A 21,921-nucleotide genomic window follows, 5' to 3' on the forward strand; every position below is an offset into this window, starting at 1 on the left:
ATCGAGTCGTGCTGTCCGCTGGCTACCCGCGTTTCGGCGGCTTATGTCAGCAAGCCGACAGAACGTCTACGCTGGCCCATGTGTCCGCCACCCGACAGATGGCAGGGAAGCCGAATTTTTCCTGCGTAGTCCTGGTGGCCTCGCTGGGCGGAATGGATGCCATCAGTGCGGTGCTCGCCGGTCTGCCGTCATGGTTTCCGGTGCCGGTCGTGGTCGTGCAACACCGTTCCCAGACGTTTGCTCCCGATGCGCTGGTCACCGTACTCGCTCGCAAGACCGAGCTGACGGTGCGAGTTGCCGAAAACGGGTCGACCGCGCTGCAGCCCGGGGTGACCGTGGTTCCCGGCGCCACGACGGCAACCATCGACGAGAACCGGTTATGGCTACTGCGGCGATCATCCCGGGACGTCTTGCCCGGCGATGCCTTGCTGATCAGCTCGGCGCAGGCGGGGGCGACGATCGCGGTGGTGCTGACCGGGTATCAGGCCGACGGCAGCCAAGGCTGCCGCGCCGTGAAGGCCCACGGTGGCCGCGTGCTGGTTCAAGACCCGTCGTGCGCGCGGGCCGCAAGCATGCCCTCCAGCGCCCTGGCCACCGGCTGCGCCGACTTCGTGTTGCCCTTGCATCGCATTTCGACTGCGCTGCTGGCCTTGACAACCGCACCGGGGGCAGCCGAGCTGCTGACCGTACCGCTACCGCATTGGGCCCAACTGACCTCGTAGTCACGGCATGGATGTGGCGTGGGGCATGGCTCGGTGACGACCCGCTGAAGCGGACAGGCTAGCGTGCCTAGTTGACGTTACAAATCGCCAGGATTCTGACAAGCCACACATGGGAGGTCCGGATGGAGATCAGCGGAAAGAAGGTCGTCGTCATCGGCGGCGCCTCGGGGATGGGGCGGGCCAGCGCCGAACTCCTGCACGAGCGTGGCGCGCAGGTCGCCGTGCTCGATCGGGAGAACTCGGACGGCAAGGTCGTTGCCGAAGGGATTGGCGGCAAGTTCTACCCCGTCGACGTCACCGACTTCACCGGCACCGAGGAGACGCTGCAGAGCGCGGTCGACGACCTGGGCGGCCTGCACGTCATCGTGACGACCGCGGGCGGGGGCATCGCCAAGCGGACGATGACCAAGTCCGGCCCGCACGACCTCGAGTCCTTCCAGTCCGTCATCGACCTCAACCTGATCGCCACCTTCAACATCAGCCGGCTGGCCGCGGCGCACATGAGCAAGAACGAGCCCGAAGACGAGGAGCGCGGCGTCATCATCAACACCGCCTCGATCGCGGCGTTCGAGGGCCAGATCGGGCAGGTCGCCTACACCGCCGCCAAGGCGGGCATCGCCGGAATGTGCCTGACGATGGCGCGTGACCTGGGCTCGCTGGGCATCCGGGTGCTGGCTATTGCCCCGAGCCTGTTCCTGACCGGCCTGACGCAGATGGTGCCCGACGAGATGGCGGCCATGCTGACCCGCGATGCCGCCTTCCCCAAGCGGATGGGCCGGCCCGTCGAGTACGCGAAGCTGGTCGCCGCGATCGTGGACAACCCCATGCTCAACGGTCAGTGTCTGCGGCTGGACGCGGGACAGCGCTTCGCGCCCAAGTGATCGACCCCGTCGGGGCCGCCGCGCGCAAATAAGTACACTCTTTAGGGAATCAGCAGCGCTGCGAGGAGGGCCCAGATGGGTATCGCACTGACCGACGACCATCGCGAACTTGCCGAGGTAGCCCGCGGGTTCCTGACCTCGCAAAAGGCACGGGCGGCCGCGCGATCCCTGCTGGATGTGCCCGAGGAGCAGCGGCCGGGCTTCTGGGGCGGGCTGGTCGACCTCGGCTGGCTCGGCCTGCACATCGACGAGGAGTACGGCGGATCGGGCTACGGGCTGCCCGAGCTGGTGGTGGTGATCGAGGAGCTGGGACGCGCGGTGGCACCGGGGCCGTTCGTGCCGACGGTGATCGCCTCGGCAGTGATCGCCAAAGACGGTACCGCCGAGCAGAAGTCGCGGCTGCTGCCGGGACTGATCGACGGGACCGTCACCGCGGGCATCGGGCTGGGCGGCTCGGCGAGCGTCGCCGACGGTCCGGATGGCACAGCGGACGGCGACGCGGGGATCGTGCTGGGCGCCGGGCTGGCCGAGCTGTTGCTGGTCGTCGCCGGCGACGACGTCCTGGTGCTGGAACGCGGTCGCGACGGCGTGTCGGTGGAGGTACCGGAGAACTACGATCCGACCCGGCGCTCCGGGCGCGTCCGCCTGCGCAACGTCCGCGTGACGGCCGAGGACGTCCTGCCGGGGGCGGCGCCGTCGCTGCTGGCCCGGGCGCGGACGCTGCTGGCCGCCGAGGCCGTGGGCGGCACGACGGACTGCGTCGAGTCCGCGGTGGAATACGCCAAGGTGCGCCAGCAGTTCGGGCGCACCATCGCCACTTTCCAGGCGATAAAGCATCATTGCGCGAACATGGTGGTGGCTTCCGAATCGGCGGTCGCGGCGGTGTGGGACGCGTCGCGGGCGGCCACGGAGGACGAGCAGCAGTTCCGGTTGGCGGCCGCGGTGGCGGCGGCGCTGGCATTCCCGGCCTACGCGCGCAACGCCGAACTGAACATCCAGGTGCACGGCGGAATCGGTTACACCTGGGAGCACGACGCGCACCTGCACCTGCGCCGGGCGCTGGTGATCGCGGCGCTGTTCGGCGGGGAGGCACCGGCCCGGGACGTCTTCGACTTCACCGCGGCCGGCGTCGCGCGGGACAACAGCCTGGACCTGCCGCCGGAGGCCGAGGAACTGCGCACCCGGATCCGCGCCGACGCCGCCGAGATCGCCGTGCTGGGCAAGGAGGCGCAGCGGGACAAGCTGATCGAGACCGGCTACGTGATGCCGCACTGGCCCAAGCCGTGGGGCCGCGCCGCCGACGCGGTGGAGCAGCTGGTGACCGAGGAGGAGTTCCGCGCCGCGGGCATCAGGCGTCCCGACTACGGCATCACCGGGTGGGTCATCCTCACCCTGATCCAGCACGGAACACCTTGGCAGATCGAAAGATTCGTAGAGAAGGCGCTGCGCAAGGACGAGATCTGGTGCCAGCTGTTCTCCGAGCCCGACGCCGGCTCGGACGCCGCCTCCGTCAAGACCAAGGCCACCCGGGTGGACGGCGGCTGGAAGATCAACGGGCAGAAGGTGTGGACCAGCGGGGCGCAGTACTGCGCGCGCGGTCTGGCGACCGTCCGCACCGACCCCAACGTCCCCAAGCACGCCGGCATCACCACGGTGATCGTCGACATGAAGGCGCCCGAGGTCGAGGTGCGGCCGCTGCGGCAAATCACCGGCGGCTCGGAATTCAACGAGGTGTTCTTCAACGACCTGTTCGTTCCGGACGAGGACGTCGTCGGGGCGCCCAACTCCGGCTGGACGGTGGCGCGCGCGACGCTGGGCAACGAGCGCGTCAGCATCGGCGGCAGCGGGTCCTTCTACGAGGCCCTCGCGCCGGAGCTCGTGAAGCTGGCGCAGCAGCCTTCGGATCGCTTGGCGGGGGCGCCGATTCGCGTCGGCTTCTACCTCGCCGAGGAAAACGCGCTGCGTCTGCTGAACCTGCGCCGCGCCGCGCGCAGCGTCGAGGGAGCGGGTCCGGGGCCCGAAGGCAACGTCACCAAGCTGAAGCTCGCCGAGCACATGATCGAGGGCGCCGCCATCTCGACGGCGCTGGCCGGGGCCGAGACCGCGCTGCTGGACGGGCCCGGCGCGGTCGCCGGGCGGCTCGTCATGGGTGCCCGCGGCATGGCGATCGCCGGCGGAACCTCGGAGGTGGCCCGCAACCAGATCGCCGAGCGGATCCTGGGCATGCCTCGCGACCCGCTGATCAACTGACCCTCGCGAGCAGACGCAAAAGCCCCCTTTTGGCCGGCGTGCGGGTGCTTTTGTGTCTGCTCGCGGTCAGGCCGGGCGCGGGACAGCGGCCAGGGTCGACTGACCGAGCCAGCGCGGCACGGCCCGACGCGCATCGCCGACGCCGTGCACGGTCACGCTGCCGTTGAGCAGCGCCCGCGACCACGACACGTCGCCGCGCCACAGCTCCGTCAGCGTGCGCAGGCTGGTCTCGACCGTCGCGGCCACCTCGTAACCCGGATCGAAATCGCAGATGTCCGCAGATCTTTCGGGCCCGTCGGAAACCACCAACCACCAGCCGGCGGCCTTGGCGGCGACGCCGGTCAACCGGAACGCCACCACGGTGCGCGCCCGCGGCCAGGCGTCGACGGGCACGGTGCGGCGGATGTCCCACATCAGCAGGTGCGGATCGAGTTCGTCGTCGCCGATCTCGGGAATCCAACGCACACCCCACTCGCCGAGCGCGTTCACCACGGGCGCGAGTTCCTGGCCGCAGGGCGTCAACGCATAGGACGTGCGGCCATCGAGCTCGGTGCGCTCGACGACGCCGGCGCGGTCGAGCGACTTCAGTCGCTTGGACAGCAGCGCCGGCGACATCTTGGGCAGCCCGCGCCGTAGCTCGTTGAAATGCGAACTGCCCTTGAGCAACTCGCGCACGACGAGCAACGTCCAGCGTTCGTCGAGCAGCTCCATCGCCTTGGCCATCGGGCAGAACTGGCTATATGTGGACACCCCATCAGTAGACGCCGGGGCGGCGGGATTGACTAGTACAGATGTTGAACTTTTACCGGTTCAGTTCTGGCGGTGCAATTGAGGCAATGACGAGCCGGGAAGGGGCGACACGATGACCGCTGTGACAGGAACGGACCCCGCGACCGCCGATCGCGGATACGAAAGCAAGCACCGGGCCCTGTGGGCGCTGGGCGACTACACCAACGTGGCGACCGACGTGGTGGCACCGCTGGGCCCGGTGTTGGTGCAGGCCAGCGGAATCGGTGCGGGCGATCGCGTGCTCGACGTCGCCGCCGGATCCGGCAATGCGTCGATTCCCGCGGCGCTGGCCGGCGCCGACGTGGTCGCCAGTGACCTGTGCCCGGATCTGCTGGAGCGGGGCCGGGCGATCGCGCAGACCCGCGGCGTCAGCCTGCACTGGCGGGAGGCCAACGCCGAGGCGCTTCCGTTCGGCGACGACGAGTTCGACGCGGTGATCTCCTGCATCGGCGTGATGTTTGCGCCGCACCACCAGGACTCCGCCGACGAGATGGTTCGGGTGTGCCGGCCCGGCGGGACCATCGGCCTGATCAGCTGGACGCCGGAAGGATTTGTTGGCCAGATGTTCTCGACAATGAAGCCGTTTATGGCCGCTCCGCCGCCGGGCGCCCGGCCGGCTCCGCTGTGGGGCAACGAGAATCACGTGCGGGCCCTGCTGGGCGAGCGAGTCACCGACTTCGGCGCGCAACGCCGGGGGTTGCGGGTGGACTACTTCGCCGACGGGGTGTCCTTCCGCGACTACTTCAAGGCGAACTACGGGCCGACCGTCGCCACCTATCGCGGGATCGCCGACGAGCCGGAGAGCGTCGCCGCGCTGGACGCGGCGCTGGCCGAACTCGGCGACCGGTACCTGGCCGGGACGTCGACGATGGACTGGGAGTACCTGCTGGTCACCACCCGCGTGAGGTAGCGCGGGCTTGGCGTCTGCTCGCGCTAACTGGGTGAGAACAACGGCGCGCCGCCGGCGCCGCGCTCCGGCAGGGCCGTCACCGTCATCCCGCACGTTACCGAATCTGGCTCGCAGTCAACGATATTCGCCGCCACGCGCAGCCCGCTCTGTTCGGCGAGCTCGACGATGGCGATCACATAGGGCGTCGGGATCTCCGGGTTGTAGGGGTGATGGTTGACGGTGTAGGTGAACACCGTGCCGCGCCCCGACACCGGCCGGGCCGCCAAGGTGCCGCCGCAGCCGCGGCACTCGCCTGCGGGCGGATGCACCCAGCGTGCGCATTCCTCGCAGTGTTCGATGAGCAGTGCGGACCCCGACTCGGCTGACACGAGCAATACAGTACACTCTTTTCGTTCGGGTGCATGCGGCGGGTTCGGTCTCACGGGCGGGAACAGATGAGCTACTTCGAAAAAGACGCGATCATTTCCGGTCTCGGCATCTCGCGGATCGGCCGTCGCACCGGCATCCCCGGGTTCGACCTGACGATGGAGGCAGTGCGGTCCGCGATCGCCGACGCGGGGCTGAGCGCCGGCGACATCGACGGCATCGCGACCCTAGGGGACACCCCGCCGGGCGAGGTCAACGCGGCCCTGCAGATCGACGCCGCGGACTGCGGCAGTGGATTCGGCACCGGCGGCCTGCTCAGCCCGGTGATGTCGGCGTGCCGTGCGGTCGCCGAGCGGCGCGCCCACCACGTGGTCATCTACCGGACGATTCAGATGCTCGGCGGCACGGTGCCGGTGAAGCAGGACGAGAACGCGCCCGCCCCGCCGCTGGCGCGCATGTTCGAGACGCCCGAGGGCGCGCCGCGTCCTGCCGTCGGCGCAATGGACGACGTCAACGATCTCGTCGCCGCCCAGGCGTATTCCGCCGCGAACTGGCTGGCGCTGAACTGCCGCCGGCACATGCAGCTGTACGGGACCACCAAGGAGCAGCTGGGTTGGGTGGCTCTCAACGGCAGGCGCAACGCCGCGCTGAATCCCCTTGCCGTCTACCGCGAACCGATGACGATGGCCGACTACCTGGGCGCGCGCCCGGTGTCGACGCCGTTCGGGCTGCTGGATTGCGACGTCCCGATCGACGGGTCGGTCGCGGTGGTGGTGTCCCACGCGGAGTACGCCCGCGACTGCCCGCACCGCGCGGTGGCCGTGGAGGCGGTCGGCGGGTCCGACGGCGCCGGCGGCTGGTTCCACCGCGACGACTACCCCAAGATGGCCATGTCGGATGCGACGGCGCAGATGTGGTCGCGCACGCAGCTGACACCGGCGGACGTGCAGGTCGCCGAGTTGTACGACGGGTTCACCTACCTGACGCTGGCCTGGCTGGAAGCCCTCGGCATCTGCGGCGACGGCGAGGCCGGCCCGTTCGTCGAGGGTGGTGCGCGGATCGCCCGCGACGGCCAATTGCCGCTGAACACCTACGGCGGTCAGCTGTCCGCCGGGCGCATGCACGGCTACTGGGCGCTGCACGAGGGTTGTCTGCAGTTGCGGGGCGACGCGGGGGAGCGGCAGGTGGCGCGGCGGCCGGAGGTCGGCGTGGTGTCGGTGGGCGGTGGTCCCGTCGCGGGCTGCATGTTGCTCACGTGCTGAGCCGGCATTGAGCGTTCAGCCGGTCGCCGACCGGGCGGACAAACGCGCCTCGCGGATCGCGCGGCGCATCGAGGCGGACATCGTGCGCCGCGGCTGGACCGTCGGCGAATCGCTGGGATCCGAGGACGCCCTGCGGGAGCGCTACGGCGTAAGCCGCTCGGTGCTGCGGGAGGCCGTCCGCCTCGTCGAGCACCACCAGGTCGCGCGGATGCGGCGCGGACCGGGCGGCGGGCTGCTGATCTGCGAGCCCGACGCCGGTCCCGCGAGCCGCGCCGTCGTCATCTACCTCGAATACCTGGGCACCACGCTGGCCGACCTGCTCAACGCGCGGCTGGTGCTCGAGCCGCTGGCCGCCTCGCTCGCCGCCGAACACATCGACGAGGTCGGCATCGAGCGCCTGCGCGCGGTCCTGAGTGCCGAGGCGGGCTGGGAGCCCGGGTCGCCGCCGATCCGCGACGAATTCCACATCGCGCTCGCCGAACAGTCGAAAAATCCTGTCCTGCAGCTGTTTATCGATGTCCTGATGCGCCTGACCCGGCGCTACCTGCGCAACTCCCGCGCCGGCTCGCCCGACGAGGCCGTCGAGGCGGTCGACCGAATGCACAGGGAGCATTCCGAGATCGTCGCCGCCGTCACCGCCGGCGATGCCGCGCGGGCCAAGGCGCTCAGCGAGCAGCACGTCAAGGCGGTGACCCGGTGGTTGCAGAGGCAGCGCGACGCGCACGACGGCGCGGCGGCGCGGCGGCCCCGTCGGCCGGTCAACGAGGCGCCGCGCGGCAAGCTGGCCGAGGTACTCGCCGCCACCATTGGCGACGAGATCGCCGCGGACGGCTGGCGGATCGGCTCGGTGTTCGGGACCGAGGCGGCGCTGTTGGAGCGCTACCGGGTCAGCCGCGCGGTGTTCCGGGAAGCGGTGCGCCTGCTGGAATACCACGCCATCGCCCGCATGCGCCGCGGCCCCGGCGGCGGCCTGGTGGTCACCAGGCCGCAGGCGCAGGCCAGCATCGACACCATCGCGCTCTACCTGCAGTACCGCCAGCCGGCCCGCGCGGACCTGCGCTGTCTCCGCGATGCGATCGAGATCGACAACGTCTCGAAGGTCACCACGATGGCGGCCAAACGTCACCGTGAGGTGGCGGCCTTTCTGGCGACGGACGGCCGGCCCGGCGCCGAATCGCCTGCCGATGGCCGCGCCGCCGCCGTCGCCGAATACCGATTCCACGGCGGGCTGTCCCACCTGGCCGGCAACGCGGTGCTGGACCTCTTTCTGCGCATCATCGTCGAGTTGTTCCGCCGGCATTGGTCCAGCACCGAGCAGGGGTTACCGGCGTCGAAGCCGACCCGGGACGATCTGGCCGCCGTCGAGCACGCGCACGCGCGCATTCGCGAGGCGATCGGCGCCGGTGACGACAGCCTTGCCCGGTACCGCATGCGTCGGCATCTGGATGCGGCCGCGTCGTGGTGGTTGTAGCGCGTGTCGAGAGCAGGGCAGGTAACGAATCGGTGTGATTCTTGGGGGGTGTACGTATACGAAACGCTTTCGCGGGGTATGTGCACTCAGCAAGGGCGGTCCAGCGTTGGACCTGCGGGGAAATCGAGAGCGAGTAAGCGCACATGACGCTGAGCATGGAGACCATGGACACCGAGCAACGAGGCTTCGTCCATTCCGCACTGCTGTACCACACGCAGCGCGAATTCGTGGACTTCGTCGTGGGTTTCGTCGCCGACGGGTTGACGATGGGTGAGCCGGTGCTGGTCGCCGTGCCCGGGGAGGAACTGGCGTTGCTGGCCGGCACCCTGTGGCGCGCCTGCGACGGGCTACCCGCCGATCTGCGCTTGACCGACATCACCGACGTCGCGCGTAACCCGAGCCGGTTTATGGCCTTGGCGAGTTCGTTCGCCGCGGAATATTCGGACAGGCGGGTGCGGATCGTCAGCCAGGTCGCCTGGCCCGGCCGCAGCGCGGACGAGCGGACGGCCTGCATCCAGCACGAGGCGCTGGTCAACGACGCCCTGGCGAACGACCAGATCACGGCGCTGTGCCTCTACGACGCGCGGCAGTTGGACGTCGACGTGCTGGCGGGCGCGCGCGCCACGCATCCCGTGCTGTGGCGGTGCGGATCGGCGCATCGCAGTGCCGACTACGCGCCCGACGAGGTGCTGGCGCGGTGCAATCAGCCGCTGCCGGCGAACCCGGGGGCCGTCACGTACACGGTCAGGGGGAGCGCGGACCTGCGTCCGGCGCGCTCATTCGCCGTCGACTACGCGGACTGGGTCGGCCTGTCCCGCGACGGCACCGAGGACCTGCAGATGATCGCCACCGAATTGGCCACCAACAGCCTGATGTACACCCACGGGGCCTGCCAGCTGGCCTTCTGGCGACATGACGACCACTTGGTATGCGAGGCCCGCGACAGCGGAAATTTCGAAAATCGGTTGGTCGGACACCGGCAGCCGGGCGGCGGCGGCACCGCGAGCCGCGGGCTGTTCCTGGTCAACGCCATGGCCGACCTGGTCCGCACACACACCACCACGACCGGGACGACGATCCGGGCTTATCTGCGATTCGAACCGTCGCCCGGGCCTACCGGATAACTCACGGCGGGCCGGGCCCGCACGCCGCCAGCGGGGATACCGCTAGCGAACGCTGTGCGAGATCCTGAACATCTCCTGGCCGGGACGGTCGGAGTGCGCGCTGCAACCCACGGCGGCGAGGGCGAACAGCGCCAGTATTCCGGCGATCGCCCGAACGGTCCGCGTCCTCGTGCTTGTCTTCCTCGCGCTCATCGGTAGCGCCTTTCGGTTTGAGTTATTTCGCGGTCTGCGACGACCACCAGCAGATGTTATCGCCGCCACCCTGGGACGCGAGGCGTTTTGATTCTTCCTGGGCAAAGCCAAAGCACAATGGATTCAATAAAGTCGGGGTGCGCCCGGCCCCGCCGCGAGAAGGGACTGAACAATGGACGTTTCGCTGTCGAGGACATTGCACACGTCGTTCGACGACGCCGTCGAGCGAATGCGCAAAGCCCTTGCCCGGCAAGGCTTCGGCGTGCTGACCGAGATCGACATGAAGGCGACGCTGAAGGCCAAGCTCGGGGCGGACATGGAGGACTACCTGATTCTCGGGGCGTGCAATCCGTCGTTCGCGCAGAAGGCGGTCAATATCTACCGGCCGATCGGCGTGCTTTTGCCCTGCAACGTCGTCGTCCGTAAAGATCCGGACTCGGCGGACGCGGTAATTGTCGACGCGATGGACCCGAAGTTGATGGCCGACGTGACCAATGAGCCGGGATTGGCGCAGATCGCCGACGAGGTGCGCGGGTTGCTCACGCAGGCGCTCGATGAAGTCGCCGCGGGCGCGTAAAGCGCTTGCATCGCCGGCAGAGGCGAACTAAGGTCGGGCCTCGTGCGTCGTGAGCGTGCCATCACCATGGCAGTAGTAGCCAGCACCCGCAGCGGGGTCTGATCCAGACCGACCCCCCGCTGTGGGTCGGAAGCTACTGCCCGTCGGTCACTCCTTTGATCAGAGACCGGCATCATGACAACACTTACTTTTGATCTCACCCCGAGCGCGACGTGGTTCGGCCAGCATTTCGGCGCCGCGATGCCGCGCGGTCTGCGCGAGCAGGCCGGTTCGATGTCGTGGGAGACCTTCGTCGCGACGTACGGCCAGGCCACCGGCCCGCTGCGGCTGGGGCAGTGGTCTTGCACCGACGACGAGCGGCCGGCCGGGCGGCTGGGTCCGCAGGCGCGCCACTTCCGGGCCATGATCGCCGTCGGCGACCGGATCAGTACCTCGACGGCGTCGGCGAGCGGACCCGTCGCGGCGCTGACCGCGATGCTGCATGACCGCGGGGTCACCATCGAGACCCTGAAGTTCCATCAGCTACGGTCCGGCGCCGACACCGCGACGTTCCTCTGCGGCACGGACGGGGTCCGGGCGGAGTGGGCGATGGGCTGGTCGGCGGATCCGACGCAGTCGGCGCTGCGGGCGGTGATCGCCTGCGCCAACCGGCTGCTCACCTGACGGTGGCGCCGGCTCGCTGGCTACAGCGCGTCCGGGTCGGCGAGGGGAACGACGAGGTGCGACGGGGTGGGCCCGCCCTGGTGCAGCTGGTAGCGACCCCCGGCAAGGGCGCGACGGGCGGGCTTGGTGGGCACCAGATGCGGAAAGTCGTAGGTGGTGACCGTCAGCCGCAGCCGGTGGCCTGGGGCGATCAGCGCGGCCGTCGGGAAGATCTCGAGGTCATAGCGAGTGAGCTCGCCGGGGACGACGGGCCGCACGGCCGAGCTGGTGCAGTGGTGATGCGGCCGCAACACGGTGCCGTCGGGCAGATACCAGGTGCGGTCGGGGTCCAGCTCCCGATGCGAGCCCAGCAGCGCCCCCTGGGTGAGCGGGCGGCTGGCGCCGTCGGGAGCCACGTCGTCGAGGTGGGCGACCCATAGCGTCTCGGTGGTGCTGGCCGTCGCGTGAATGGTCAGCGTGATGGGCCCGGCGACCAGTTTCGCGTCGGCGAACGGCTCGGTGGTGTAGGTCAGGGCGTCGCGCTGCAGTCGCCGGTTGTCCTGGTCGTAGCGGATGGCCCGGCCGCGGCTGGCGAACATGAAGCTGTTCATGCCCAGCGTCCACTGCTCCAGGCTGCGACCCGACAGCGGGCCCTTCGCCACGTAGTCGAGGGCCGCCGTGGTCGTGTCGGGCGCGCTGTCCTCGGTGAGCCGGTTCGCGTCGGCCAGATAGAGGCGGGTGGGTGTGGCCTCGGGCAGCGGATAGTGGTCGGCGCGGAACCACCGTGAGCTCCCGATCGCCTGAAAAGCCAACGGCGACCCGGACATTGCCGCGTCGGGCCGGTCGTTGAGCCAGTGGTCGAACCAGCGCAGCTGCAGCGCGTGCAGGTGCAGGCCGCCGAAGTCCGAGACGTGATACCAGGGGCCCATCATCAGCCGCACCCGGTCCGACAGCGGCTGGCCGGGCTGCATCGGCGCCTCGTGGTGGCGGCCGGCCGACGCGTTCTGCAGCGCGGCGAAGTTCAGCGGCGCGCCGCGCTGGAACGCGTCGTGCCAGCCGCCGACGAGGAGGACGGCGACGCCGTTGTCGGCGATCTTCGGCAGCACCAGGCCGGGTCGCATCGCATCCCAGAAGGGCCCGTCACAGGCGGTTTCGCCCCCGGCGACGGCGTCGGCGATGAGCGGGCGGAAGTACCCCCGCTGGTCGCGTCCGCGCTGCCGGACGGCGGCCAGGCCACCGGACCGTGGCCGCGTGTGCCCGCCGCGGGTGAACAGCTCCAGCGTCGGGTTGACCACGTTGAGCAGCCGGTAGACGCCGCCGTACGCGCGGATCGTGCGCAGGTGCGGCACCCCGCCCATCGCGGCGGCGTCGCGGTAGAAGTCGCGGGCCGCCATCACCGGGAAGATCGCCTTCAGCGGTGAGCCGGGACCGACGGCGGCCGCGGTGAACAGCTGGTTGATCGCCAGATAGGAGATCCCGAGCATGCCGACGCGGCCGTTGCCGTCCGGCAGTCGCGCCGCCCACTGCACCAGCTCCGCCCCGTCCTGCGCCTGCCGGTCGCCGAACATCTGGAATGCACCGTCCGAAGCGCCCGTGCCCCGGACGTCCACCATCACCTCGATGTAGCCGCGTTTGACCAGGTAGGGAGCCGCGCCGCCGCCGATCTGCGCGGCCGGCGGCGGGGCCTTCTTGCCGTACGGCGTGATCGACAGCAGCACCGGGAAGGGCCCGGCCGCGGGTCGACGGGTGTCGGGATCGGTGGGGTAGTGGACGTCGGCGCGCAGGACGACGCCGTCGCTCATCGGCACCGCGACGTTGTGCCGCACGCCCACGCCGTACGTCGCCGGCCGCGGCGTCCAGTCCGGGGTGAACGGGGACGGATTCGTCTTGCGCGGGCGGGTTTTGCGCTTCGATAACAGCCGGGGTCGCAACGTCGTCATGGTGGTCCCTCCCTATCGCGAGCAGACGTGAAAGCCCCCAAATGCGGTGCCAGACAGGGGCATTTGCGACTGCTCGCGCAAACCCTACAGCGGGCGTAGCACGATCGGCATGCCGTCCATCGGGATCGGGATCGTGCGGTAGTCCCACTTCGCCTCGTACCCTGGCCGCGGCAATTCCAGCCGGTAGCGCCGCAGCAGGCGATGCATGATGGTCTTGATCTCCAGCTGCCCGAACGTCATGCCGATGCACTTGTGCGCGCCGCCGCCGAACGGCGTGAACGCGTAGCGGTGCTTCTTGTGCTCGTTGCGGGGCTCGGTGAAGCGATCCGGGTCGAACTTCAGCGGGTCCGTCCAGATCTCCGGCAGGCGATGGTTCAGCCCGGGAAACGCGGTGACATTGGTGCCGGCGGGCAGGTAGAAGCCCAACAGTTCGGTGTCGCGCACGGTGCGCCGCATCGCCCACTGCACGGGCGACACGAGCCGGATCGCCTCGTTCATCACCAGGTCGAGCGTCTCCAGCTTCTCCAGCGACTCGATGTCCAGCGGCCCGTCGCCCAGCCGGTCGGACTCGTCGCGGCAGCGTTCCTGCCACTGCGGGTTGGCGGCCAGCTGGTAGACCATGTGCGTCGCCGTCGTGGTCGACGTGTCGTGGGCGGCCATCATCAGGAAGATCATGTGGTTGACGATGTCCCCGTCGGAGAACCGGTTGCCGTCCTCGTCTTCGGACTGGCACAGCACCGACAGCAGGTCGTTGCCTTCCTTGCCGCGCTGCTCCTTGACGCGCTCGGCGAAGTAGTCTTCCAGCAGCTTGCGCGCCTTGAGGCCGCGCCACCAGGTGAACGGCGGCACGGCGGTGCGGATGACCGCGTTGCCGGCCCGCACGGTCATGGTGAAGGCGCTGTTGATCTTCGTGACCAGCTCGCGGTCGGTGCCGGGTTCGTGGCCCATGAACACCATCGACGCGATGTCGAGGGTGAGTTCCTTCATCGCCGGATAGAGCAGGAAGCGCGCGTCGTCGACGACCCAGTCGTCGGCGGTCACCTGCGACACCACCTTGTCCATCTGCTCGACGTAGCCGACCAGCCGGGAGCGCACGAACGCTTCCTGCATGATCCGCCGGTGGAACATGTGCTCCTCGAAATCGAGCAGCATCAGCCCGCGGCGGAAGAACGGCCCGATGACCGGCGTCCAGCCCTGCTGGGAGTAGTCCTTGTTGCGGTTGGAGTAGATGACCTGCGCGGCGTCGGGACCCAGCGCGATGACGAACGGCAGCACCGGCGAGTCGCCGTAGAAGACCGGACCCTTTCTCTCGTAGAGGAACTGAAGATAGTCGGGGCCGCCGCGCAGCATCTCGATCATGTGGCTGATGATCGGCAGCCCGGCGTCACCGACCACGGGGTTCAGTTCGCTGCCCGGCGGCGGGTCGGCGAGCTTCTTCTCCGGGAACTCGGTGTTGCGCAGCCGCCGTTCGAGCATGCCCATCCCGGGCAGGTTGTTGACTGACGGGGTGAATCGGCGGCGCGCCTGGTCGAGCAGGTAGTGCGGGGTGCTGATGGTGGCGGCCATTCACGCTCCTTTGCGGGCCCACGACAACGTGAGCGGGGTCACTGAGTATTCATACTTCGGGTGAACTTGACGGCTGTCAAGTTTCCTTTTCGGTCGCTGTGGTGCAAGGTCAGGATGTGACTAGCGCTGCCAATCACGACGCCGCCGGCGAGGACGGCGCGCCCGCGCTGCGCCGGCGCGGCGACAAGCAGCGTCAGGCGATCCTGCAGGCGGTGCGCGAGTTGCTCGAGGAACGGCCGTTCGCGGAGCTGTCGGTCAGCACGATCAGCCTGCGGGCCGGCGTCGCCCGGTCCGGTTTCTACTTCTACTTCGACTCCAAGTACTCGGTGCTCGCGCAGATCCTGGCCGAGGCCGCCGAGGAACTCGAGGAACTCACCCAGTACTTCGCCCCGCGGCAGCCGGGCGAATCGCCGCCGCAGTTCGCCAAGCGGATGGTGGGCAGCGCCGCCGCCGTCTATTCGCACAACGATCCGGTGATGACGGCCTGTAATGCCGCCCGGCACAGCGACATCGAGATCCGCGACATCCTCGAGCAGCAGTTCCAGATCGTGCTGCGCGAGATCGTCGCCGTCATCGACACCGAGGTGAAGGCCGGGACCGCGCACCCGATCAGCGACGACCTGCCGACGCTGATCCGCACCCTGGCGGGCACCACCGCGCTGGCCCTGACCGGCGATCACATCCTGGTCGACCGCGACACCGACGTGGAACGCCGGCTGCGCGTGCTCGAACAGCTGTGGCTCGCCGCGCTGTGGGGCGGGCCGGCTTAGACCGACTTGGGCCTCAGCAGGCGCACTTGGTACCGCCGGTATCGTCACCGGCATGACGGCAGGGCAGTATTTCGCGGGAAAGCGGTGCTTCATCACCGGTGCGGCCAGCGGGATTGGGCGCGCGACGGCCCTACGGCTGGCCGCTCAGGGCGCTGAGCTCTACCTCACCGACCGCGACGCGGACGGCCTGGCCCAGACGGTGGCCGACGCGCGCGCCCTGGGCGCCGACGTGCCCGCGCACCGGGCGCTGGACGTCTCCGACTACGACGCGGTGGCCGCGTTCGGGGCCGACATCCACGCCGCCCACCCCAGCATGGACGTGGTGATGAACATCGCCGGCGTCTCGGCGTGGGGTACCGTCGACCGGCTCAGCCACGCGCAGTGGAAAAAGATGGTCTCGATCAACCTGATGGGCCCCATCCACGTCATCGAGACGTTCCTGCCGCCGATGGTGGCGGCCGGCGTGGGCGGGCATCTGGTCAACGTGTCGTCGGCGGCGGGGCTGGTCGCGCTGCCGTGGCACGCCGCCTACAGCGCCAGCAAGTACGGACTGCGCGGGCTGTCCGAGGTGCTGCGCTTCGACCTGGCCCGGCACCGCATCGGGGTGTCCGTCGTGGTCCCCGGCGCGGTGAAGACCCCGCTGGTCAACACCGTCGAGATCGCCGGTGTCGACCGCGGCGATCCCAGCGTCGACCGGTGGGTCAACCGGTTCGCCGGGCACGCGGTCTCTCCGGAACGCGCGGCCGAGAAGATCGTGGCCGGCGTCGCGAAGAACCGGTACCTGATCTACACGTCGCCGGATATCCGGGCGCTGTACGCGTTCAAACGGCTGGCGTGGTGGCCCTACAGCGTGGCGATGCGCCAGGTCAACGTGGTGTTCAGCCGCGCGCTGCGGCCGGGCCCGCCGACGCGCTGAGCGGCCCGGGCATCTGCAGTTCCAGCCGCACGCCCAGCAGCCGCACCGGCCGGTCCAGCTCGAACAGGTCCAAGACCGCCAGCGCGGTCGCGACGATGACGTCGGGATCGGTGGACGGCGCCGCCAGCTTGCGGATCTTGGTGCGGGTGTAGAACGTCGCGGTGCGCACGGTCACCGCCACCCGCGTGACGATGCGACCCGCCGCCGTCACCTCGTGCAGCGCCCGTCGGGCCAATTCCGTGACGGCCGAGTCCATTTCGGCACGGTCGGTGAGGTCGTGCGGGAACGTGACGACGTGGCTGCGCGAGCGCGGCACCCACGGCTGCGCGCTGACCTCGGTGTCGCCGCCGCCCTTGGCGAGCAGCAGCAACGAGAGTCCGGTGCTCGGCCCGAACGTGGCCGTCAGCTCCTCGGCGTCGCTGTGCGCGAGCTGCCGCACGGTGTCGATCCCCAGGGCCGCAAGCTTTTTCGCCGTCTTCGGACCGACGCCCCACAGCGCGTCGACCGGCCGGTTGGCCATCAGGTCCATCCAGTTCGCGTCGGTGAGCGTGAAGATGCCCGCCGGTTTCGCGAAGCCCGTGGCCACCTTGGCCCGCTGCTTGTTGTCACTGATGCCCACCGAGCAGGACAAGCCGGTTTCGGTGGCGACGACGGCGCGGATCCGCTCGGCGACGGACGCCGGGTCGCCCTGCGCCGGCACGCCGAGGTACGCCTCGTCCCAGCCCCACACCTCGACCGGGTAGCCCAGGTCGCGCAGCAGCCCCATCACCTGATCGGACGCCTCGTCGTAGGCGTCGGGATCCGACGGCAGGAACGTCGCCTCCGGGCAGCGCCGAGCGGCCTGGCGCAGCGGCATGCCCGCGTGCACTCCGAACGTGCGGGCCTCGTAGGAGGCGCAGGTGACGACCTTGCGCGGCTCGGTCGGGTCGCCGCTGCCGCCGACGATGACGGGCAGCCCGACCAGCTCGGGGTGGCGGCGCAGTTCGACCGACGCCAGGAACTGGTCGAGGTCGACGTGCAGGACCCAGTTCATGGCCGATTCTCGCCCGCTTCACTGCCCGCACAGCTTGCGCGCCAGGCTCTCCCAGGCGTCGCCGAGCGTGTCGAGGGTGTGGCCGCGGTGGGTGAGTTGGTGCTCGACGTAGTCGGCGTCGAGCAGCGCCAGCAGCGCGTCGGTCTGGGCGTCCAGGTCACCACTGGTCCGCGCCGACTGCAGGAGGACCCTGACGTGGGTGCGGTTCACCGCGGCGGGTGCTCCGTAACGGGTGTGCGGGTCGCGGTTGGCCTCGGACAACAACGCGTGATGCGCGTGGGCGAAACAGATGCGTTGCCGGCCGAACGCCACCAGCCGATCCAGCGGCGGCGCGTCGGGGCCGAGCGGCGGCGGGCCGAACAAAAACGCCTGCTGGTTGGCCCGTTCGTCCTCGTCCAGCAGCACCATCATCAGGCCGGCCCGGCTGCCGAAGCGGCGGAACACCGTCCCCTTGCCGACCCCGGCGGCCGCGGCGATGTCGTCCATGGTGACGGCGTCGGCGCCGCGCTTGGCGACCAGGTCGCGGGCCGCCTGCAGCAAGAGCGCGCGGTTGCGCGCCGCGTCGCCGCGCTCTTGAGGCTCCTGCGGAGCGGAGACCGGTAGCTCGCTCACACCCTGCACTTTAACGCGCACGGAATAAAGCGGACTATGGTCCGGTTGGCCCGTGCAAGGATGTAGACCAACAACCGAAGGGAATCGGAGATGTCCGACATCAAAGTGCTGGCGCTGGTGGGTAGCCTGCGGGCCGCCTCGATCAACCGTCAGATCGCCGAGCTGGCGGCCGCGGTGGCCCCCAACGGCGTCGCCGTCACCGTATTCGAGGGGCTGGGGGAGCTGCCGTTCTACAACGAGGACGTCGACCCCGCGATGAACCCCGAGGTCACGGAGGCGCCGGCCGTGGCGGCTGCGCTGCGCGCCGCCGCAGCCGACGCGGACGCGGCTCTGGTGGTCACCCCGGAGTACAACGGCACCATTCCCGCCGTCGTCAAGAACGCGATCGACTGGCTGTCGCGGCCGTTCGGCAACGGCGCTTTGAAGGACAAGCCGCTGGCGGTGGTCGGCGGTGCGATGGGTCGCTACGGCGGGGTGTGGGCGCACGACGAGACCCGCAAGTCGTTCGGCATCGCCGGCGCGCGCGTGGTCGAGGACCTCAAGCTCTCGGTGCCGTTCCAGAGCTTGGGCGGCGCTGCGCCCGCCGACAATGCCGAGCTGTCGGCAACCGTGCGCGACATCGTCGGGAAGTTGGCCGCCGAGGTCGGCTGAGGCGCCTCGACCGTGGGGCTTATGGACGGATTCCCGAGGCGGGAAGCGTCCATAACCCCCACACTCCGCGAGCGGGATCCGGCCGTCTTAGCCCGTGCGGAAGAAGCCGGCGAGCTGTTCGCCGATGTTCGCGACGCCGGAGTCGAACGCCGACACCAGTTGGCCGACGGTGCTGGTGTTGAAGATGCCCGACATGGTGTTGCCCAGGTTCGCCCATCCCGATTGCAGCGCGCCCCAATTTTGGAAGCCTGACTGCCCGGAGGCGAAGTTCCAACCGCCGGAACTGCCGATCCCGAAATTCCTCCAGCCTGACGTGTGGCCGGGGCCGGTGTTGAAGAAGCCCGACGACGGGGCGGCGGTCATGTTGCCGACGCCCGGGGTGCCCGGAAAGTCGAGCGGGATCTTGATCGGACCGAGGCCGCCGTCGATGTCGATATCCAGGCCGAACCGGGGCAGGGTGATCCCGTTGATGGTGAAGGCGTCGGTGCTGCCGGCGGTATTGATGCCCAACCCGAATTGCGGAATGCTGAACCCGCCGATGATGAAGGCGTCGGTGCTGCCGGATGTGTTGATGCCGAGCCCGAATTGGGGAATGTCGAAGCCGCCGATCGTAAAGGGATTGGTGGTGCCCGACGTATCGATGCCCAGCACGAATTGCGGAATGCTGAACCCGCCGATGGTGAACGGATTGATGCTGCCCGACGGGTTGATGCTCAGCCCGAATTGCGGAATGCTGAAGCCGCCGATGCTGAATGGCAGGCTCGCGCCGCTCAGCCCGATGATGATGTCCTGCTGAGCGATGTTGATGGGCCCGATGGTGCCCTGCAGCAGCGCGGTGAGCGCGAAATTGAATTTCTGCGCGGTTACCGCGAGCGGAATCTTCAGATTGGCAATGATCGGCAACCCGGGAATGGGAATAGCGGGCACATTGATGGCCCCGACGCCGCCCGACAGGTTGATCGCCAACGGAATCCTGGGGATGGGGATGTTGGGCACGGTGATGGCGCCGACGCCGCCCGACACGTTGATCGCCAGCGGGATACCCGGGATGGGGATGTTCGGTACGTGGATGGCGCCGACGCCACCGCCCACGTCGATGGTCAGCGGGATCGACGGAATGGAGATGCCGGGCACCGTGATCGCGCCGACGCCGCCGGAAACGTTGACCCGAATCGGGATTTCGGGCACCGGGATGTTGGGCACGGTAATGGGGCCGACACCGCCGGTCACGTGCAGGCTCAAGGGAATTGGCGGAAGCGTGATCGTCTCGGAAAGCTGGATCAGGCCCTGGTAGCCGCCGCGCCACAGCATCCCGTTGCTGTAGCCGCCGGAGATCAGTGCGCCGGTGTTGACGTCGCCGGTGTTGCCGACGCCGGTGTTCAGGTCGCCGGTGTTGAAGAGGCCGGTGTTGGAGTTGCCCGGGTTGATGCTGCCGGTGTTGAGGCTGCCGGCGTTGAAGTTGCCGGCGTTGGTGCTGCCGGCGTTGCCGACGCCGGTGTTGGTGGCGCCGGAGTTGAATAGACCCGTGTTGGTGTCGCCGGCATTACCGAATCCGGTGTTGTGGCTGCCCGAGTTTCCGATGCCGAAGTTTCCGTTGCCCGAGTTGAACAGTCCGATGTTGCCGTTGCCTGAATTCCCGAAGCCGATGTTGCCGGCGCCCGAATTCAGGCCGCCGAACCCGAATTGGTTATCCCCGCTCAGCCCGATACCGATGTTTCCGTGACCGCTATTGCCGAAGCCGAAGTTCCCGTCGCCGGTATTGCCAAGGCCGACGTTGCTACTACCGGTGTTCCCGAAACCGATGTTGTTCAGGGCCGCCGTCAGACCCGGACCGGTGTTTCCGAACCCGATATTGCCGTTGCCGACATTTCCGAAGCCGAGGTTGCCGGCACCGATATTCCCGGAGCCGAAGTTATTGTTCCCGACGTTTCCGGAGCCCACATTGGCGTTGCCGGCGTTTCCGCCGCCGACATTGTTGTCGCCGACGTTCGCGCTGCCCACATTCAGGCCGCCGTGGTTGGCGAAGCCCAGGTTCGCCGTCGTGCCGGAAGCGCCGTCGCGCAACAGGCCGGCCAGGTTGGCGCCGACGTTCTGCACCCCCGACACGTGGCCCGCCGTCGACAGGTCCAGCGTGCTGGTGTTGAAGAAGCCCGCGACGGTGTTGCCGAAGTTGCCCGCGCCCGATTGCAGCTGGCCGACGTTGAGGAGGCCCGAGTTCCCCAGGGTTCCAGAGACGAAGTTCATGAAGCCCGAGCTGCCGGGCCCGACGTTGCCGAAGCCGGATGCGCTGCCCGTGCCGGCGTTGAAGAAGCCCGACGACGGCGCCGTGGTCGTGTTGCCGAAGCCCGTCGTGGCCGGGATGTCGAGCGGGATGTTGATCGGGCCGACGCCACCGGCGATGTCGATGCCGAGCGGAATCTTGGGAATGGTAAAGCCGTCCGGGAACAGGGTGACCGGGCCGATGCCGCCGGAGACGTTGACGCCGAGTGGAATCGCGGGAATGGTGTAGCCGTTCGGGAACACCGTGAACGACCCGACGCCGCCGGCGATGTCGACGTTGATCGGAATCTTTGGAATCTGGTAGCCGTCCGGGAATACCGTGAACGGACCGATATCCCCGAACGCCGCGATGTTCAGGGGAATCTCGGGAATGTTGAAGCCGTTCGGAAAGACGGTGAACGGTCCGATATCGGCCGTCGCCGCGATGTTCAGCGGAATCGCGGCGAGGTTGAAGCCGTTCGGGAAGACGGTGGCGGGGCCGAGGCCGAGGCTGACCGTGATGGGACCCAGGCTCACCACCAGTGGCACGGGTCCGATAAACCCGCTGAAGCCGGCGACAACCACCGGAATTGTGTTGGTGGTCAGCGGAATCAGGATCTGGCCGCTCGCGAGGTTGGCCTGGATTCCGGGAATGCTGATGGACGGGATCGAGATGGGCCCGATCACGCCGTCGGTGCCCTTGATGCCCAGGGTGATGTCGGGAATGCTGATCGCCGGGATGTTGATGGGGCCGATCATGCCGTCAGTTCCCTTGAGCCCCAAGGTGATATCGGGAATGCTGATCGCCGGTATGTTGATCGGGCCGAGCCCGCCGAGACCGTGGATACCCAGGGGGATGTCGGGAATGGTGATCGGCGGGATGCTGATGGGGCCGACGTAGCCGTTGGTGCCGCCGAGGCCGAGATTGATGTTGGGAATGGTGATCGGTGGAACGGTGATGGGACCGATACCGCCCATCGATCCGAGG

The 21,921-nt window shown here is 68.8% G+C and carries 19 protein-coding genes; 12 read left to right on the forward strand and 7 right to left on the reverse strand.

Annotated elements, in window-relative coordinates; all coding sequences use genetic code 11:
* Positions 1 to 80: 80 nt before the first annotated feature.
* From AC5Y5V_RS13720 to AC5Y5V_RS13730, 3 genes are all read left to right on the forward strand, one after another.
* Entirely contained in the window at positions 81 to 722 is a 642-nt protein-coding gene (locus AC5Y5V_RS13720; RefSeq protein WP_499935775.1) for a chemotaxis protein CheB, read from the forward strand.
* A gap of 122 nt (positions 723 to 844) precedes the next feature.
* Entirely contained in the window at positions 845 to 1,603 is a 759-nt protein-coding gene (locus AC5Y5V_RS13725) for an SDR family NAD(P)-dependent oxidoreductase (protein ID WP_499935777.1), read from the forward strand.
* A 75-nt stretch (positions 1,604 to 1,678) separates the two neighbouring features.
* Entirely contained in the window at positions 1,679 to 3,853 is a 2,175-nt protein-coding gene (locus AC5Y5V_RS13730) for an acyl-CoA dehydrogenase family protein (RefSeq protein WP_499935779.1), read from the forward strand.
* A gap of 66 nt (positions 3,854 to 3,919) precedes the next feature.
* Here the strand turns inward: AC5Y5V_RS13730 and AC5Y5V_RS13735 are convergent, their stop codons facing one another.
* Positions 3,920 to 4,603 (reverse strand): winged helix-turn-helix transcriptional regulator, encoded by a 684-nt coding sequence (locus tag AC5Y5V_RS13735; RefSeq protein WP_499935782.1) that lies wholly within the window; start codon positions 4,601 to 4,603, stop codon positions 3,920 to 3,922.
* Positions 4,604 to 4,715: 112 nt separating this feature from the next.
* Here AC5Y5V_RS13735 and AC5Y5V_RS13740 point away from each other — a divergent pair, with 112 nt between their 5' ends.
* Positions 4,716 to 5,552 (forward strand): class I SAM-dependent methyltransferase, encoded by an 837-nt coding sequence (locus AC5Y5V_RS13740; protein WP_499935784.1) that lies wholly within the window; start codon positions 4,716 to 4,718, stop codon positions 5,550 to 5,552.
* A gap of 23 nt (positions 5,553 to 5,575) precedes the next feature.
* Here AC5Y5V_RS13740 and AC5Y5V_RS13745 read toward each other — a convergent pair whose 3' ends face one another.
* Positions 5,576 to 5,920 carry a Zn-ribbon domain-containing OB-fold protein gene (locus AC5Y5V_RS13745; protein ID WP_499935786.1) on the reverse strand — a complete coding sequence of 115 codons (345 nt, stop codon included), beginning with the start codon at positions 5,918 to 5,920 and terminating at the stop codon, positions 5,576 to 5,578.
* 66 nt (positions 5,921 to 5,986) lie between these two features.
* On the opposite strand from AC5Y5V_RS13745, the gene AC5Y5V_RS13750 reads away from it, so the two are divergent.
* From AC5Y5V_RS13750 to AC5Y5V_RS13770, 5 genes are all read left to right on the forward strand, one after another.
* Positions 5,987 to 7,180: a thiolase family protein gene (locus tag AC5Y5V_RS13750; protein WP_499935788.1), complete on the forward strand. Its 1,194-nt coding sequence runs from the start codon at positions 5,987 to 5,989 to the stop codon at positions 7,178 to 7,180.
* Between the two features lie 7 nt (positions 7,181 to 7,187).
* Positions 7,188 to 8,651: a FadR/GntR family transcriptional regulator gene (locus tag AC5Y5V_RS13755; RefSeq protein ID WP_499935790.1), complete on the forward strand. Its 1,464-nt coding sequence runs from the start codon at positions 7,188 to 7,190 to the stop codon at positions 8,649 to 8,651.
* A 143-nt stretch (positions 8,652 to 8,794) separates the two neighbouring features.
* Complete coding sequence (locus tag AC5Y5V_RS13760) at positions 8,795 to 9,775, forward strand: anti-sigma factor RsbA family regulatory protein (protein ID WP_499935792.1); 981 nt, start codon at positions 8,795 to 8,797, stop codon at positions 9,773 to 9,775.
* A gap of 364 nt (positions 9,776 to 10,139) precedes the next feature.
* Positions 10,140 to 10,544: a DUF302 domain-containing protein gene (locus tag AC5Y5V_RS13765; protein WP_499935794.1), complete on the forward strand. Its 405-nt coding sequence runs from the start codon at positions 10,140 to 10,142 to the stop codon at positions 10,542 to 10,544.
* Between the two features lie 174 nt (positions 10,545 to 10,718).
* Positions 10,719 to 11,207 (forward strand): homocitrate synthase, encoded by a 489-nt coding sequence (locus AC5Y5V_RS13770; RefSeq protein WP_499935796.1) that lies wholly within the window; start codon positions 10,719 to 10,721, stop codon positions 11,205 to 11,207.
* Positions 11,208 to 11,227: 20 nt separating this feature from the next.
* Here AC5Y5V_RS13770 and AC5Y5V_RS13775 read toward each other — a convergent pair whose 3' ends face one another.
* On the reverse strand, positions 11,228 to 13,018 hold the full coding sequence (locus AC5Y5V_RS13775; RefSeq protein ID WP_499935884.1) for a CocE/NonD family hydrolase: 1,791 nt from the start codon (positions 13,016 to 13,018) through the stop codon (positions 11,228 to 11,230).
* Positions 13,019 to 13,210: 192 nt separating this feature from the next.
* Positions 13,211 to 14,692: a cytochrome P450 gene (locus tag AC5Y5V_RS13780; RefSeq protein WP_499935800.1), complete on the reverse strand. Its 1,482-nt coding sequence runs from the start codon at positions 14,690 to 14,692 to the stop codon at positions 13,211 to 13,213.
* Positions 14,693 to 14,808: 116 nt separating this feature from the next.
* Between AC5Y5V_RS13780 and AC5Y5V_RS13785 the strand changes: the two genes are divergently transcribed.
* Together AC5Y5V_RS13785 and AC5Y5V_RS13790 are read left to right on the forward strand one after the other, a co-directional pair.
* Positions 14,809 to 15,462, forward strand: a complete 654-nt coding sequence (locus AC5Y5V_RS13785; protein WP_499935804.1) for a TetR/AcrR family transcriptional regulator — start codon at positions 14,809 to 14,811, stop codon at positions 15,460 to 15,462.
* Between the two features lie 52 nt (positions 15,463 to 15,514).
* Positions 15,515 to 16,378 carry an SDR family oxidoreductase gene (locus AC5Y5V_RS13790; RefSeq protein WP_499935807.1) on the forward strand — a complete coding sequence of 288 codons (864 nt, stop codon included), beginning with the start codon at positions 15,515 to 15,517 and terminating at the stop codon, positions 16,376 to 16,378.
* On the opposite strand, the gene AC5Y5V_RS13795 is transcribed toward AC5Y5V_RS13790, so the two are convergent.
* Together AC5Y5V_RS13795 and AC5Y5V_RS13800 are read right to left on the reverse strand one after the other, a co-directional pair.
* Positions 16,341 to 17,411, reverse strand: coding sequence for a DNA polymerase IV (locus AC5Y5V_RS13795; protein ID WP_499935809.1), 1,071 nt, complete (start codon positions 17,409 to 17,411; stop codon positions 16,341 to 16,343). The two genes, AC5Y5V_RS13790 and AC5Y5V_RS13795, sit on opposite strands and share 38 nt — an antisense overlap.
* An 18-nt stretch (positions 17,412 to 17,429) precedes the next feature.
* Positions 17,430 to 18,032: a TetR/AcrR family transcriptional regulator gene (locus AC5Y5V_RS13800; RefSeq protein ID WP_499935889.1), complete on the reverse strand. Its 603-nt coding sequence runs from the start codon at positions 18,030 to 18,032 to the stop codon at positions 17,430 to 17,432.
* 81 nt (positions 18,033 to 18,113) lie between these two features.
* Between AC5Y5V_RS13800 and AC5Y5V_RS13805 the strand changes: the two genes are divergently transcribed.
* The gene (locus AC5Y5V_RS13805) at positions 18,114 to 18,674 is read left to right on the forward strand and encodes an NAD(P)H-dependent oxidoreductase (protein ID WP_499935811.1); all 561 of its coding nucleotides are present in this window, start codon (positions 18,114 to 18,116) and stop codon (positions 18,672 to 18,674) included.
* 87 nt (positions 18,675 to 18,761) lie between these two features.
* On the opposite strand, the gene AC5Y5V_RS13810 is transcribed toward AC5Y5V_RS13805, so the two are convergent.
* A complete protein-coding gene (locus AC5Y5V_RS13810) occupies positions 18,762 to 21,911 on the reverse strand; it encodes a beta strand repeat-containing protein (protein WP_499935892.1) in 3,150 nt (1,049 codons plus the stop codon).
* Positions 21,912 to 21,921 lie beyond the last annotated feature (10 nt).

Source organism: Mycobacterium sp. NGS68, assembly GCF_059812195.1.